Source organism: Streptomyces pactum, from assembly GCF_016031615.1.
Taxonomy (GTDB): Bacteria; Actinomycetota; Actinomycetes; order Streptomycetales; family Streptomycetaceae; genus Streptomyces; species Streptomyces pactus.
This window is the reverse complement of sequence record NZ_JACYXC010000002.1, coordinates 237,570-253,684: the sequence shown is the minus strand read 5'-3', so window position 1 is coordinate 253,684 and position 16,115 is coordinate 237,570. Positions and strand designations below refer to the sequence as shown.

At 76.7% G+C, this 16,115-nt stretch carries 2 protein-coding genes and 3 pseudogenes; all 5 read right to left on the bottom strand.

What is annotated here, in order from left to right; all coding sequences use genetic code 11:
* Positions 1-4: 4 nt before the first annotated feature.
* Complete coding sequence (locus IHE55_RS32020; protein ID WP_307826936.1) at positions 5-4,084, bottom strand: type I polyketide synthase; 4,080 nt, start codon at positions 4,082-4,084, stop codon at positions 5-7.
* Positions 4,085-4,229: 145 nt separating this feature from the next.
* Positions 4,230-5,645, bottom strand: a complete 1,416-nt coding sequence (locus tag IHE55_RS33495) for a type I polyketide synthase (protein ID WP_232266975.1) — start codon at positions 5,643-5,645, stop codon at positions 4,230-4,232.
* 54 nt (positions 5,646-5,699) lie between these two features.
* Positions 5,700-11,553: pseudogene (locus IHE55_RS33490) on the bottom strand (type I polyketide synthase); the annotation flags it as partial.
* A gap of 420 nt (positions 11,554-11,973) precedes the next feature.
* Positions 11,974-15,978: pseudogene (locus IHE55_RS33555) on the bottom strand (type I polyketide synthase); the annotation flags it as partial.
* Between the two features lie 69 nt (positions 15,979-16,047).
* A pseudogene (locus IHE55_RS33550) lies at positions 16,048-16,101 on the bottom strand (hypothetical protein); the annotation flags it as partial.
* Positions 16,102-16,115: the final 14 nt, after the last annotated feature.

Below are 16,115 nucleotides of genomic sequence, written 5' to 3'. Positions count from 1 at the left end.
GCTCCTAACGGCCGTGCGGGTCGGACGGGGCGGGCGGGGCGGGCGGGGTGTCGCCGCCTCCGGCGCGCAGGTCTTCGAGCAGGTCGAACAACTCGTCGTCGGTGGCCGAGGCGAGGTCGGCGCGTCCGGCGGGGGCGTCCGGGGAGCCGGTCCCCGGGCCGAGGGTGGCGCGGGCCTCGCCGCCCCAGCGGGTGAGGAGGTCCGCCAGGCGCAGGGCGATGGTGCTCCGCGCCTCCTCGTCGGCGGCGAACGGGGTCAGGAAGGTCTCCAGCCGGTCCAGTTCCTCCAGCGCGGGGCCCAGCCGCACGGTGTCGTCCACGGCGTACTGCTCGCACAGGTGATCGGCGAGGGCGAGCGCGGTGGGGTGGTCGAAGATGAGGGTGGCGGCCAGCTCCAGGCCGGTGATCTCCTGGAGCCGGTCGCGCAGTTCCAGGTCGGCGAGCGAGTCGAACCCCAGGTCGAGGAAGCCCTTCTCGGGGTCGATGCGGGGCGGCTCGGTCTGGCCGAGCACGGCCGCCCCGTGGGTGCGCACCAGGTCGAGCAGGACGCGCCGGCGCTGTTCGTCGTCCATGGCGGCCAGCCGGTCGCCCAGCCGTGTGGTGCCGCCGGTGGTCCCGGCGCGGTCGGCTCGGGTGGCCGTCCCCGTCCCGGCGGTGTCGGCGGGCCCGGCGGGTCCGGTGCCGGCCAGGTCGCGCAGCAGCGCGGGGGCGCGGTGGCCGGCGGCCGGGCCGCGCAGGGCCGAGGTGTCCAGCCGGAGCGGGACCAGGGCCGGTTCCGCCGTGGTACGGGCGGCGTCGAGCAGGGCCAGGGCGGTCGCGGTGGGCAGCGGCAGTACGCCGCTGCGGGCGAAGCGGGCCAGGTCGGCGTCGTCCAGCGCGCCGGTCAGCGCGCTGCGTTCCTCCCACAGGCCCCAGGCGAGGGAGTGGGCGGGCAGCCCCCGGGCGCGGCGGTGCCGCGCCAGGGCGTCCAGGAAGGCGTTGGCGGCGGCGTAGTTGGCCTGGCCGGGTGAGCCGAGGGTGCCGGCGGCGGAGGAGAAGAGCACGAACGTGGTGACGGCGGGCCGGTCGCGGGTGAGTTCGTGCAGATGCCAGGCGGCGTCGGCCTTGGGGCGCAGCACGGTGTCGATCCGTTCGGGCGTCAGGGCGGGGAGCAGCCCGTCGTCGGCCACCCCCGCGGTGTGCACCACGGTGGTGAGCGGGTGCGCGGCGGGGACCGCGTCCAGCACCGCGGCGAGCGCGGCCCGGTCGGAGATGTCGCAGGCGGTGACGGTGACCCGGGCGCCGAGCGCGGTCAGGTCGGCCACGAGTCCGGCGGCGCCGGGCGCCCGGTCGCCCCGGCGGCTGACCAGCAGCAGGTGCCGGGCGCCGTGTTCGGTGACGAGGTGGCGGGCGACGGCGGCGCCGAGGGTGCCGGTGCCGCCGGTGATCAGAACGGTGCCTTCCGGGTCCGGGGACGGGGCCGGGTCCGGGGTGGTGGTGCGGTCCGGCGCGCCGGGGGCGCCGGCCGTCGCGGCGGCCGGACGGGACTCCAGGGCCGGCCCGGCCGGGGCCGGCTCCAGGCCGGGTACGAGCGCGTCCCCCCGGCGCACGGCGAGCTGCGGCTCGCCCGAGGCCAGCGCGGCGGCCCACCGCGCCCCGGCACCGGAGCCGGCGCCGGGGTCGTGGGGCCGGCCGTCCGCGGCCGCCAGGACCGCCGCCGGTTCGGGGCCGCCGGTCTCCAGGTCGAGCAGGGCGAAGCGGTCGGGGTGTTCGGCCTGGGCGGCCCGGACCAGCCCCCACACGGCGGCGCCGGCCAGGTCCACGGCCTCGTCCCCCTCGGTGGCCACCGCACCGCGGGTGACCACTACCAGCCGGGTGGCGCCGGTGCGCGGGTCCGCCAGCCAGGCCTGCAGCAGCCGCAGTACGGCGGTGGTGGCGGCGCGCACCTCCCCGGGGACGTCACCGGTGGTGGGGGCGGCGCCGGCTCGGTCGGGGCCCGCTGCCCCGTCGACGGCGACCGGACCGGCCAGGGCGAACACCGTGTCCGGGCGGGTGGCGGCGTCGTCGGTGAGGACCGCCGAGAGGGCGGCCTGGGAGTGGGCCTGCGGGTCGCCGGACGGCCCGTCCAGTACGGCGACCCGGCCCGGCCGGGCGCCGGTGTCCGGGGCGGGCCGCCACCGGGTGCGCAGCAGGGTGCCGGAGCGCAGGTCCGCGGGTCCGGTCCGCCGCGGTCCGCCGGCAGCCTGCCGCAGCAGCAGCCGTTCGACGGACGCCACGGGCGCGCCGGCGGCGTCGGCGATCCGTATCGTGACCCCGTCCGGGCCGGCCGGCGTCAGCCGGACGCGGAGGCCGGGGGTGCCGGTGGCGTGCACCGCCACGCCCTGCCAGGAGAACGGCATCCGGGTGTCGTCGGGGCCGCCCGGCGGCGCGGCGCCGAGCGCCTGGACCGCCGCGTCGAGCAGCGCGGGGTGGAGGGAGAACCGGGGGCCGGCCTCCGGCTGTCCCGCCGCCGGGTCGAGCGCGACCTCGGCGAAGACCTCGGTGCCGTGGCGCCAGACCGCGCGCAGGCCGCGGAACGCGGGGCCGTAGCCGAAGCCGCGGGCGTCGGCCCGCCGGTACAGCTCCGCCACCGGGACCGGTTCGGCGTCCTCCGGCGGCCAGTCCATCAGGTCGAAGGCGGCCGGGGCGGCGTCCGCGGCGAGGGTGCCGGTGACGTGCCGGGTCCACGGCGGGGTGCCGTGGCCGGCCGCCGGCCGCGACTCCAGGGTGATCCGGCGGCGTCCGGAGGCGTCCGGGCCGCCGACCGCCAGCCGGACGCGCACGCCGTCGGCGGGGGCGTCCGGGCCGGGGAGGACCAGCGGGGTGTGCAGGGTGAGGTCCTCCAGCAGGCCGCAGCCGGTGCGCGCGCCGGCCCACAGCGCCAGTTCCAGGTACGCGGTGCCGGGCAGCAGGACGCGGCCGGCGACGGTGTGGTCGGCGAGCCAGGGGTGGGTGCGGACCGAGAGCACGCCGGTGCACAGCAGGCCACCGGTGTCCGGGAGTTCCACCAGGGCGCCCAGCAGCGGGTGGCCTGCCGGATCCAGGCCGGCGGCGCCCACCCCGGTGTCGGCGGGCGGGTTGTCGAGCCAGAACCGCTGCCGCTGGAACGGGTAGGTGGGCAGGTCCACCGGGTGGGCGGGGCCGGCCGGGAAGACCGCGGACCAGTCCACCGGGACGCCGTGGACGTGCAGGCGGGCCAGCGCGTCCAGCACCCGGTCGAGCGGGCGGGCGGCGGCCGGGGCCGCGGGGGTGCCGGCCGGGTCCGCCGCGGGGGTGTCCCCCGGCACGGTCCCGGCGGCGGGCACGGCGAGCACCTCCCGGTCGGGGTGGGCCGCCACGGCGCGGTGGACGCCGTCCGCCACGGGGGCGGCGGCGATCTCGACGTACACCCGGTGGCCGCGCTCCGCCAGGACGGCGACGGTCCGGTCCAGGCGCCCGGCGGGCCGGTCCTCGCACCAGTGGGCGGGGTCCGGCCCGGTGGCGTCCACCGGGCCGTCCTCGGTGGTGGAGTAGCAGGGCAGTTCGGGGGTGCGCGGGGTGACCTGCCGGGTTCCGCCGGAGGTGAGCAGCGCGGCGGCGTCGGCCGGGGACAGCGCGCCGGCCGCGCAGAGCGCGGCGAGCTGCCCGCCGCCGTGGCCGACGACCGCGGCGGGCCGCAGCCCGTACCCCTCCCAGAGCGCCACCAGGGAGAGGGCCACCGCCCAGTGGGCGGCGTGGCGGACGTCCGGGTGGTCGGCCGCCGGGGCGCCGGGGGCCGCGCGGATCACGTCGGGCAGGGACCACCCGGCCCCGGCGGCGGTGAGGGCGTCGGCGCACTCGGCCATCCGCCGGGCGAAGACCGGCGCGCTGTCCAGCAGTTCGGCGGCGGCCTCCCGCCAGCCGGTGTCGGGCCCGGGGATCACCAGGGTCACCCGTCCCCGGGGCCGGGCCAGGCCCTGCCGGACGCCGGGGGCGGACCGGCCGGCGGCGAGCGCGGCCAGGCCGGCCAGCAGGGTGTCGCGGTCCTCGCCGAGGACGACGGCCCGGTGCTCGAAGGCGGTGCGGGTCAGCGCGAGGGCGGCGCCCACCTCGGTCGCGGCGGGCCCGGGCCGGTCACCGGTGAGGCGGGCGTGGAGCCGGTCGGCCTGTTCGCGCAGCGCGGCCTCGGTGCGTGCCGACAGCGGCCACGGTACGAGCCCGGGTACGGGCGGGCGGGCGGCGGTGGCGGGCGCTTCAGGGGCGGCGGGGGGTTTCGGCGGGCGGTTCGGCGGGGGCCTCTTCGAGGACCAGGTGGGCGTTGGTGCCGCTGACCCCGAAGGAGGAGACCGCGGCGCGGCGCGGCCGGCCGGTCCGCGGCCACGGCTGTTCCTCGGTCAGCAGCTGAACCGCGCCCGCCGACCAGTCCACCCGGGAGGTGGGCGCGTCGATGTGCAGGGTGCGCGGCAGCAGGCCGTGCCGGATCGCCAGCACCATCTTGATGACGCCGGCGACACCGGCCGCCGCCTGGGCGTGCCCGATGTTGGACTTCACCGAGCCCAGCCGCAGCGGCCGGCCGGCCGGGCGGCCGCGGCCGTAGGTGGCCAGCAGTGCCTGGGCCTCGATGGGGTCGCCGAGGGAGGTTCCGGTGCCGTGCGCCTCCACCGCGTCCACGTCCGCCGGGGTGAGTCCGGCGTCGTCCAGGGCCCGGCGGATGACGCGGGCCTGCGCGGGGCCGCTGGGGGCGGTCAGGCCGCTGCTGGCCCCGTCCTGGTTGACGGCGCTGCCCCGGATCACCGCGAGCACCCGGTGGCCGTTGCGGCGCGCGTCCGACAGCCGCTCCAGCAGCAGCATGCCCGCGCCCTCGCCGAGCGCGGTGCCGTCGGCCTGTTCTGCGAAGGCCATGCAGCGGGCGCGGCCGGACAGTCCGCGCTGCCGGCTGAACTCCACCAGGGCCAGCGGGGACGCCATCACCGTGACGCCGCCGGCCAGCGCCAGCGAGCACTCGTCCTGGCGCAGTGAGCGGCACGCCAGGTGGAGGGCGACCAGGGAGGAGGAGCAGGCGGTGTCGATGGTGACCGCGGGCCCCTCCAGGCCCAGGGCGTAGGCGACCCGGCCGGAGGCGACGCTGCCGGTGCTGCCGTTGCCCAGGTAGCCCTCCAGGTCGTGCGGGGCTTGGCGCAGCCGGGCGGCGTAGTCCTGGCCGATGAGTCCGGCGAAGACGCCGGTACCGCTGCCGCGCAGCGACCCGGGGTCGATGCCGGCGCGTTCGCACGCCTCCCAGGAGGTCTCCAGCAGCAGCCGCTGCTGCGGGTCCATGGCCAGAGCCTCGCGGCTGCCGATGCCGAAGAACTCGGCGTCGAACAGGTCCGCGTCGTGCAGGAAGCCGCCCTCCCGCACGGTGACGTGGCCGGGCCGGGCCGGGTCGGGGTCGTAGAGGTCCTCGTCCCAGCCGCGGTTGGCGGGGAACGGGGAGATGGCGTCCGTGCCGTCCGCCAGCAGCCGCCACAGGTCCTCGGGGGAGCGGACGTCGCCGGGGTAGCGGCACGCCATGCCGACGATGGCGATCGGCTCGCGCGCCCGGTCCTCGGTCTCCTTCAGCCGCTGGCGGGTGCGGCGCAGGTCCACCGTGAGGCGCTTGAGGGTGTCGAGAACCTTCTGGTCACTGGTCATTGTCAGTTGTGCCCTTCCGCACGACGCAAGTCCGGTCCCGACGGGTTCAGGAGTTCAGGAGTTCCGTAGTTCCTCATCGACGATGGCGAGCATCTCGTCCAGCGTCGCGGCTTCCACCTCGTCGGCGCCGCCGGCGCCGGCCGCCTCGCCGGTGTCCGCGGCCCGTTGCGGGCCGCCCGGGCCGGGCGCCGCGCCCAGGTCGGTGAGGAGGGTGTGCAGGCGGGCGGCGAGCTGTTCGCGGCGCGGGTCGTCGGCGGCGATGGCCCGCACCTCCGCCTCCAGGGCCTCGAAGCCGGCCGGCATCACCTGGTCGTCCGGGGCCGCCGGGCCGGCCGGTGCCGCCGCGTGGTCCCGGTCGCCGCCGCCCAGCAGTTCGGTGCGGAGCAGGTCGGCGAGGGCGGCCGGGGTGGGGTGGTCGAAGACGAGGGTGGCGGGCAGCCGCAGGCCGGTGGCGGTCGCGAGCCGGTTGCGCAGTTCCACGGCGCGCAGCGAGTCGAAGCCGGACTCCAGGAAGCCCCGGCCCAGATCGACCGCGTCGGGCGAGGCGTACCCGAGGACGGCGGCGATGTGGTCGCGGATCAGGTCCGCCAGCGCGTGCTCCCGCTCCGCCCTGGGCAGGGCGGCCAGCCGGTCGCGCAGGTCGCCGGGGGCGGCCTGCGGTGCGGCGGCGGTCCGGGCGGCGCGCCGGGGTGCGGCGTCGGTCGCGAGCCCGCGCAGCAGCGGGGAGCGCGTCCCGTCGTCGGGACCGGTGAGGTCGAGCCGGACCGGCAGCACCAGCGGACGGTCCTGGGCCAGGGCCGCGTCGAACAGGTCGAGGGCTTCGGCCGCGGACATCGGCAGCACCCCGGAGCGGCGCATCCGCAGCCGGTCCGCCTCGTCCAGGCCGCCGGTCATCCCGCTCGCGTCGGCCCACAGGCCCCAGGCCAGGGAGGTTGCGGGCAGTCCCTGGGACCGGCGGTGGTGGGCCAGGGCGTCCAGGTAGCCGTTGGCCGCCGCGTAGTTGGCCTGGCCGGCGTTGCCGAGGATGCCGCCCGCCGCAGAGAACAGGACGAACAGCCGCGGGCCGGCGTCCCGGGTCAGCTCGTGGAGGTTCCGGGCCGCGTCCACCTTGGGGCGCAGCACCGCGCGTATCCGGTCCGGGGTGAGCGAGGTGAGCACGCCGTCGTCCAGCACCCCGGCGGCGTGCACCACGCCGGTGAGCGGGCGGTCGGCGGGGATGGCGGCGAGCACCGCGGCGAGGGCGTCCCGGTCGGCCGCGTCACAGGCGGCCACCGTGGTACGGGCGCCCAGCGCGTCGAGTTCGGCGACCAGCTCCGCCGCCCCCGCGGCGTCCGGACCGCGGCGGCTGAGCAGCAGCAGGTCCCGTACGCCGTGCCGGGTGACCAGGTGCCGGGCCACCAGGGCGCCGAGGGTGCCGGTGCCGCCGGTGACCAGGACGGTGCCGGGTCCCGCCGGCAGCGCCGGTGCGTCCCCGGGGGCGCCGGGGGACCGGGCCAGCCGCGGGGCGAGCGGGCGTCCGGCGCGGATCGCGGTCTGCGGTTCCGCGGCGGCCACCGCGGCGGGCAGCGCCCGGGCGGAGGCGTCGTCGGCGTCCAGGTCGAGCAGCAGGAACCGGCCGGGGTGTTCGGCCTGGGCGGAGCGCACCGCGCCCCAGACCGCCGCGCCCGCCAGGTCGGTCACCGGGTCGGTGTCCGTGGCGGTGACGGCGCCGCGGGTGACCCACACCAGCCGCGCGGACTCCCAGCGCGGGTCGGCGAGCCAGGACCGGAGCAGCGACACCGCGGCCGTCACCGACCGGTGGACGTCCTCGGCGGTGTCCGCCGCTCCGGGCGGCGGGGCCCAGGGCAGCAGGACGTGGCCGGGGGCCGGCGTCTCGCCGCGGTCGATCGCCCCGGCGAGGGCGTCGAGGCCGGGGAAGGGTGCCGGCGGTTCGCCGGCCGGTGTGCCGTCGAGGGCCGCCCCGAGGCCGAGGCGGTCGTCACCGAGCAGCGCCCAGCCCGCGGCGGCCGGACCGGTGGCGCCCGCGGCGACCGGCGTCCAGTCCAGGTGGAACAGCGCGTCCCGGCGGCCGGCGGCGGCCCGCAGCTGCTCGGGGCGGACCGGTCGGGCCACCAGGGTGCCGACCGCCGCGACCGGTGCCCCGGTGGGGTCGGCGAGCCGCAGCGACCACCCGTCCGGGGTGCGCGCCATCGCGACCCGGACGGCGGTGGCACCGGTGGCGTACAGCTCCACCCCGGTCCAGGAGAAGGGCAGGACGACCTCGGCCATGCCGTCGAGCAGGCAGGAGTGCAGGGCGGCATCGAGCAGCGCGGGGTGGATGCCGAAGCGGTCGGTGTCGGCGTGCCGGTCCTCGGGCAGGCGGATCTCGGCGTACACCTCGTCGCCGCGCCGCCAGGCGGCGTGCAGGCCCTGGAAGGCCGGCCCGTACTCCAGCCCGTCGCCGCGGAGCCGCTCGTAGAGTCCGTCCGGGTCGGCCGGGGTGGCTCCGGCGGGCGGCCAGGTGCCCGCCAGGTCCCACCCCGGTTCGGTGGCGGGGCCGGTGAGCGTGCCGGTGGCGTGGCAGGTCCAGGGGGCCGGCAGGGGGCCGGCGGTGTCCTGGTCGGGCCGGGAGTGGATGGTGACGGTGCGGTGGCCGGACCCGTCGGGGCCGCCCACCCGCACCTGCACCTGCACACCCCCCACCTCGGGAAGCACCAACGGCGCCTGAAGCGTCAGCTCCTCCACCCGGCCACACCCCACCTCACCACCCGCCCGCAACGCCAGCTCCACCAACCCCGTCCCCGGCACCAGCACCGAACCCCACACCGCATGATCGGCCAGCCAACCCTGCGACTCCACCGACAACCGACCCGCCAGCACCACCCCATCCCCCTCCGCCAGCACCACACCCGCACCCACCCACGCATGCCCCGTCACCGACAACCCCACCGACCGCACATCACCCGCACCCACCGACCGCCCCACCCAGAACCGCTCCCGCTGGAAGGCGTACGTCGGCAACTCGGGAAGCCCGTGGCGCGGAACCTCCGGCAGCAGCGCCGTCCAGTCCACATCGACGCCCCGGGCGTAGGCCTGCGCGAGGGAGATGAGCATCCGCCGCGGACCGCCCTCCCCACGGCGCAGCGACCCCACCACGACGACGCCGGTGGCGCCCGCGTCCTCGGCGGTCTCCTCGACGGCGACGGTGAGCACCTGGTGCGGGGTGCACTCGATGAACGCGTCATGGGCCTCGGTGAGCAGCGCCCGGACGACCGGTTCGAAGCGGACCGGCTGCCGCAGGTTGGTGTACCAGTACTCCGCGTCCAGCCGCGTGGTGTCCAGCAGCTCGCCGGTGACCGTGGAGTGGAACGGCACCTGCGCGGCGACCGGACGGATGTCCGCCAGGTCCGCCAGCAGCCGCTCCCGGATCGCTTCCACGTGCGCGGAGTGCGAGGCGTAGTCCACCGGTATGCGCTTGGCCCGTATCCCCCGGGCGACCAGGTCGGCCACGATGCCGTCGACCGCCGCCGCATCCCCGGCCACCACCGTCGAGGACGGGCCGTTCAGTGCGGCCACCGACAACCGGCCCGCCCACGGGCCGGTGGCCGCCAGCCTCTCCACCTGCGCGACGGGCAGCGGTATCGATGCCATGCCGCCGTCGCCGGCGATCTCCAGCAGTGCCTTGGACCGCAGCGCCACCACCCGCGCCGCATCCCGCACCGACAACGCACCCGCCACACACGCCGCCGCGATCTCCCCCTGCGAATGCCCCACCACCGCAGCCGGCTCCACCCCCACCGACCGCCACACCCGCGCCAACGACACCATCACCGCCCACAACACCGGCTGCACCACATCCACCCGCCCCCAACCCCGGAGCGCTCGCCGCACCCCGCAGCACATCCTCCAGGCGCCACTCCACGAACTCCGCCAACGCCTCACCACACTCGGCCAGGGCCTCCGCGAACACCCCACCCGCATCCAGCAACTCCACCGCCATACCCACCCACTGCGACCCCTGACCGGGGAAGACGAACACCGCCTGACGACGTCCGGTCCGCTCCCCCACCACCACCTGGGAAGCGCCCGCGGTCTCCCCCGCGGCAACGGCTTGCAGGCCCGACAGCAGCTCCGCACGGTCCGAACCGATCACCACCGCCCGGTGCTCCAGCGCCGCCCGCGAGACCACCAGCGAACGCGCCACCTCCGCCACACCCGCATCGGGCGACTGGGTCACGAACGCCGCCAGCCGGTCGGCCTGTGCCCGCAGCGCCTCCGCGCCACGGCCCGACACCACCCACGGCACCACCCCACCCGGCGCCTGCCGGACCTCCGTCACCGCGTCGTCGGGGGCGGCATCGGCCGGGGCCTCCTCCAGGATGAGGTGGGCGTTGGTACCGCTGATGCCGAAGGCCGAGACACCAGCCCGGCGCGGCCGGTCACCCGCCGGCCATTCCCGCGCCTCGGTCAGCAGCCGCACCGCGCCGGCCGACCAGTCCACATGGGTGCTCGGCCGGGAGACGTGGAGGGTGCGGGGCAGGGTGCCGTGCCGCAGCGCCAGCACCATCTTGATGACGCCGGCGATGCCGGCGGTCGCCTGGGTGTGGCCGATGTTGGACTTCAGCGAGCCCAGCCACAGCGGACGGTCGTCCGGGCGGTCCCGGCCGTAGGTGGCCAGCAGCGCCTGGGCCTCGATCGGATCGCCCAGCTTCGTCCCCGTCCCGTGCGCCTCCACCACGTCGATGTCCGCGGGGGTGAGCCGGGCGTTGGCGAGCGCGTCGCGGATCACCCGCTGCTGGGAGGGGCCGTTGGGGGCGGTGAGGCCGTTGGAGGCACCGTCCTGGTTGAGCGCCGAGCCCCGGATGACGGCGAGCACCCGGTGGCCGTGGCGCCGGGCGTCGGAGAGCTTCTCCAGCAGGACCACGCCGACACCCTCGGCGAGACCGAACCCGTCGGCGTCGTCGGAGAACGCCTTGCACCGTCCGTCGACGGCGAGGGAGCGCAGCCGGCTGAAGCCGATGAACGCGCCGGGGGTGGGCATCACCACCGCGCCGCCGGCGATGGCGGTGACGCACTCCCCGTTGCGCAGGGCCTGGCACGCCAGGTGGAGCGCGGTGAGGGAGGAGGAGCAGGCGGTGTCCACGGTGATCGCCGGGCCCTCCAGTCCGAGCGCGTACGCGACGCGGCCGGAGATCACGCTGGTGACACTTCCGGTCACCACGTAGTCCTCGATGGCCTCGGGCGCCTCGTGCGCCTCCACCCCGTACCCGTGGGTCATCGCGCCGACGAAGGTGCCGGTACGGCTGCCGCGGAGGCCGGCGGGGTTGATGCCGGCTCGTTCGAACGCCTCCCAGGAGGTCTCCAGCAGCAGCCGCTGCTGGGGGTCCATGGCGATGGCCTCGCGGGGGCTGATGCCGAAGAATTCGGCGTCGAACCGGTCGACGCCGGTGAGGAAGCCGCCCTCGCGGACGTAGCTGCGGCCCTTGCGGCCCGGGTCGGGGTCGAACAGTTCGGCGGTGTTCCAGCCGCGGTCCTCGGGGAACGCGGTGACCGCGTCCCCGCCGTCGGCGAGCAGCCGCCACAGGTCCTCGGGGGTCTCGATGCCGCCGGGGAAGCGGCAGGCCATGCTGACGACGGCGATGGGTTCGTCGTCGGCGGGCGGCCCGGCCGGGGCGGCGGCGGGGGTGGCCACCGCCGCGGTGGATCCGCCGGACAGCCGCAGTTCGCCCAGCAGGTGGTCGACGAGGGCCAGCGGGTTCGGGTGGTCGAAGACCAGGGTGGCGGGGAGCTTCAGTCCGGTGGCGGTGGCGAGCCGGTTGCGCAGCTCGACCGCCGTCATCGACTCGAACCCCAGCTCCTTGAAGGCCCGTTCGTGGCCGATGGTGGCCGCCTGGCGGCCGAGGACGGCCGCCGCGTGGGCGACCACCAGGTCCAGCAGGGCCCGCCGCCGGCCGGCCTCGGGGAGTTCCGCCAGCCGCTGCCGCAGCTCGTTGCCGGCGGGTCCGTCCTCGGCGCCGGTGCGCCGGGGGGCGGCCGCGGCGGGGTCCAGGAAGCGGCGGGCCTCGGGGATGTCGTCGAGGAGCCGGCTGGGGCGCATCGCGGTGAAGAGCGAGACGAAGGGCTCCCAGTCGATGTCGGCCACGGCGACGAAGGTCTCGTCGTGGTCCAGGCTCTGCTGGAGGGCGGCGATCGCCGAGGTGTGCGGCATCAGCGGCAGGCCCTGGCCGCGGACCCGGCGCTGCCGCTCGGCGACGTCGAGTCCGCCCAGCTGCTCCCAGGTCTTCAGGGCGTCCTCCCACACCCCCCAGGCGACGGAGGTCATGGGCAGGCCGCGGGCGCGGCCGTGTTGGGCGAGGGCGTCCAGGCCGGCGTTGGCGGCGGCGTACGCGAGGTGGTCGCCGCTGCCCCACACCCCGGCGATGGAGGAGAACATCACGAAGGCGTCGAGCGCCTCGGGGTCGAGCAGGTCGGCCAGGTGCCGGGCGCCGGAGACCTTGGCGCCCAGGACCGCGGCGAATCCGTCGAGGGAGGTCCCGGCGACCGGTCCGAGTTCGATGTACGCGGCGGTGTGCAGCACCGCGTTCACGGTGTCGCCCGCCGCGGTGAGGCCGCCGAGCAGGGCGGCGACGGCGTCGCGGTCGGAGATGTCGCAGGCGGCGAGGGTGACCCGGGCGCCCGCCGCGGTGAGCTCGGCCTCCAGCTCCGCCGCACCCGGTGCGTCCGGTCCGGAGCGGCTGACCAGGACCAGGTGTTCGGCGCCGGCGCCGGCCAGCCAGCGGGCGATCCGGGGCCCCAGGCTTCCGGTGGCACCGGTGACCAGGACGGTGCCCCGCGGGCGCCAGTTCCGCACCGGCCGGGTGCCGGCGAGGGGCGCGGCGACCATGCGCCGGGCGTAGAGCCCGGCCGGGCGGATGGCCATCTGGTCCTCGCCGTCGAGGCCGGCCAGTACCCGGCACAGCCGTGCCGCGGCGGTCCCGTCGGCGTGTTCGGGCAGGTCGACGAGGCCGCCCCAGTGGTGCGGGTGCTCCAGGGCGATGACCCGGCCCATGCCCCAGATCTGCGCCTGGACGGCGCCGGCGAGGTGTTCGGACGGTCCGGTGGCGACCGCGCCGCGGGTGGCGCACCACAGCGGGGTCCGCAGGTCGGTGTCGGCCAGTGCCTGGGCGAGGGTGAGGTTGAGGGCGACGCCGGTGGCCAGTGCGGGGTGCCCGGGGTGGGGTTCCTCGTCCAGGCCGAGGAGCGAGAGCACACCGGAGGGGGTGGCCGGCGGGGCGTCGGGCGACTCGCCGAGCAAGTCGTGCAGGCGGGCGGCGATCACGGTCCGGTCGGCGTCCGCCGCGGCGAGTTCCAGGGTGACGGTGTGCGCGCCGCGGTCGGTGAGCGCCTGCCGGGCGGTGGTGACCCACGGGGTGTCGGTGTGGCCGTGCGGTACGGCGATCACCCAGGTGCCGGAGAGGCCGGGCCCCGGGGTCTCGGTCACCGGCTTCCAGGCGATGCGGTAGCGCCAGCCGTCGATGACCGACTCCTCGCGGCTCTGCTTGCGCCACGACGACAGCAAGGGCAGCAGGGAGTCGAGGGACGCCCGCCGGTCGTCGTCCTCGATGCGGAGGGTCCGGGCCAGGGCGGTGCCGTCGGCGTTCTCCACCGCGACCCAGAACCCGGTCTCCCGGGGGTCGGCCGTGGTCGCCGCGGTACCGGCGGGGTCGGAGGCGGCCTCCTCGATCCAGTACCGCTGGTGCTGGAAGGCGTAGGTGGGCAGGTCCGGCAGGTCCCGCCGCGGGATCTGCGGGAGCAGCGCCGTCCAGTCCACGTCGACGCCGCGGGCGTAGGCCTGGGCCAGGGAGGTGAGCATCCGTCGCGGGCCGCCCTCGTCCCGGCGCAGCGAGCCGACCACGACGGCGGTGGCTCCGGTGTCCTCGGCGGTCTCCTCGACGGCCACGGTCAGCACCGGGTGCGGGGTGCACTCGATGAACCCGCCCAGCCCGTCGGCGAGCAGACCACGCACCACCGGCTCGAAGCGCACCGGCTGCCGCAGGTTGGTGTACCAGTACTCCGCGTCCAGCCCGGTCGTGTCCAGCAGTTCACCGGTGACGGTGGAGTGGAACGGCACCTGCGCGGCGACCGGGCGGATGTCCGCCAGGTCCGTCAGCAGCCGCTCCCGGATCGCTTCCACATGGGACGAATGGGAGGCGTAGTCCACCGGGATCTTCTTCGCCCGCACCTCCCGGGCCACCAGGTCGGCCACGATGCCCTCGATCGCCTCGGCATCCCCGGCCACCACCGTCGAGGACGGGCCGTTCAGCGCGGCCACCGACAGCCGGCCCGCCCACGCACCGGTACCCAGCAGCTTCTCCACCTCGACCACGGGCAGCGGGATCGACGCCATGCCGCCGTCGCCGGCGATCTCCAGCAGTGCCTTGGACCGCAGCGCCACCACCCGCGCCGCATCCCGCACCGACAACGCACCCGCCACACACGCCGCCGCGATCTCCCCCTGCGAATGCCCCACCACCGCAGCCGGCTCCACCCCCACCGACCGCCACACCCCGCGCCAACGACACCATCACCGCCCACAACACCGGCTGCACCACATCCACCCGCCCCAACCCGGCGCACCCACCACACCCCGCAACACATCCTCCAGACGCCACTCCACGAACTCCGACAACGCCTCACCACACTCCGCCAACGCCTCCGCGAACACCCCACCGGCATCCAGCAACTCCACCGCCATACCCACCCACTGCGACCCCTGACCGGGGAAGACGAACACCGCCTGACGACGGCCGGTCCGCTCCCCCACCACCACCTGGGAAGCGCCCGCGGTCTCCCCCGCGGCAACGGCTTGCAGGCCCGACAGCAGCTCCGCACGGTCCGAACCGATCACCACCGCCCGGTGCTCCAGCGCCGCCCGCGAAACCACCAGCGACCGCGCCACCTCCGCCACGCCCCACCGCTCGGAGCCGGCCACCGCCTCCGCCAGCCGGCCGGCCTGCGCCCGCAACGCCTCCGCACCACGGCCCGACACCACCCACGGCACCACACCACCGGGAGCTTCGGCCGGGACCGTGCCGGACGTGGTCTCCTCGGCCGGGGCCTGTTCGAGGATCACATGGGCGTTGGTGCCGCTGACCCCGAAGGAGGAGACCGCGGCGCGGCGCGGCCGGCCGGTCTCCGGCCACGGCCGCTCCTCGGTCAGCAGCTGAACCGCGCCCGCCGACCAGTCCACGTGCGGGCTCGGCTCGTCCACGTGCAACGTCCGGGGCAGCACACCGTGGCGCAGCGCCATCACCATCTTGATCACACCGCCGACGCCGGCGGCGGCCTGGGCGTGGCCGATGTTGGACTTCAGCGAGCCCAGCCAGAGCGGACGGCCGTCCGGGCGGTCCTGGCCGTAGGTGGCCAGCAGTGCCTGCGCCTCGATCGGGTCGCCCAGCTTCGTCCCCGTCCCGTGCGCCTCCACCGCGTCCACGTCCCCCGGCGCGAGCCCGGCGCCGGCCAGTGCCTGGCGGATGGCGCGCTGCTGGGCGGGGCCGTTGGGGGCGGAGAATCCGCTGCTGCCGCCGTCCTGGTTCACCGCGGAGCCGCGCACCACGGCCAGGACGCGGTGGCCGTTGCGCCGGGCGTCGCTCAGCTTCTCGACGAGGAGGACGCCGGCGCCCTCGGCCCAGCCGGTGCCGTCGGCCCGGGCGGCGAAGGACTTGCAGCGGCCGTCGCGGGAGAGCCCGCCCTGCCGGGAGAACTCCACGAAGCCGATGGGGCCGGTCATGACGGTGACGCCGCCGGCCAGGGCGAGGGTGCACTCGCCCTGGCGCAGTGCCTGGGCGGCGAGGTGGAGGGCGACCAGGGAGGAGGAGCAGGCGGTGTCGATGGTGAGGGCGGGGCCTTCGAGGCCGAGGGCGTAGGCGACGCGGCCGGAGACCACGCTGCCGGAGTCGCCGGTGAGCACATAGCCCTCCAGCTCGTCCGGGACGCGGCGGACGCGGGCGGCGTAGTCCTGGTGCATCACTCCGGCGAAGACGCCGGTCCGGGAGCCGCGGACGGAGGCGGGGTCGATCCCGGCGCGTTCGAAGGCCTCCCAGGAGGTCTCCAGCAGCAGCCGCTGCTGGGGGTGCATGGCCGCGGCCTCGCGCGGGTTGATGCCGAAGAAGTCGGCGTCGAAGAGGGCGGCGTCGTTCAGGAAGCCGCCCTCGCGGACGTAGCTCTTGCCCAGCGCGTCGGGGTCGGGGTCGTAGAGGTTCTCCACGTCCCAGCCGCGGTCGGTGGGGAACGGCGTGATGACGTCGCTCCCGGCGGCGACGAGGCGCCACAGGTCCTCGGGGGAGCCGACGTTCCCGGGGTAGCGGCAGGCCATGCCGATGATGGCGATGGGTTCCGACGCGGCCGCGGCCAGCTTGCGGTTCTGCTGCCGTAGCTGCTCCACCTCCTTGAGGGAGGTCCGCAGCGCCCTGACGACATCTTCACTGCTGGTGGTCATCAACAACTCCGAAC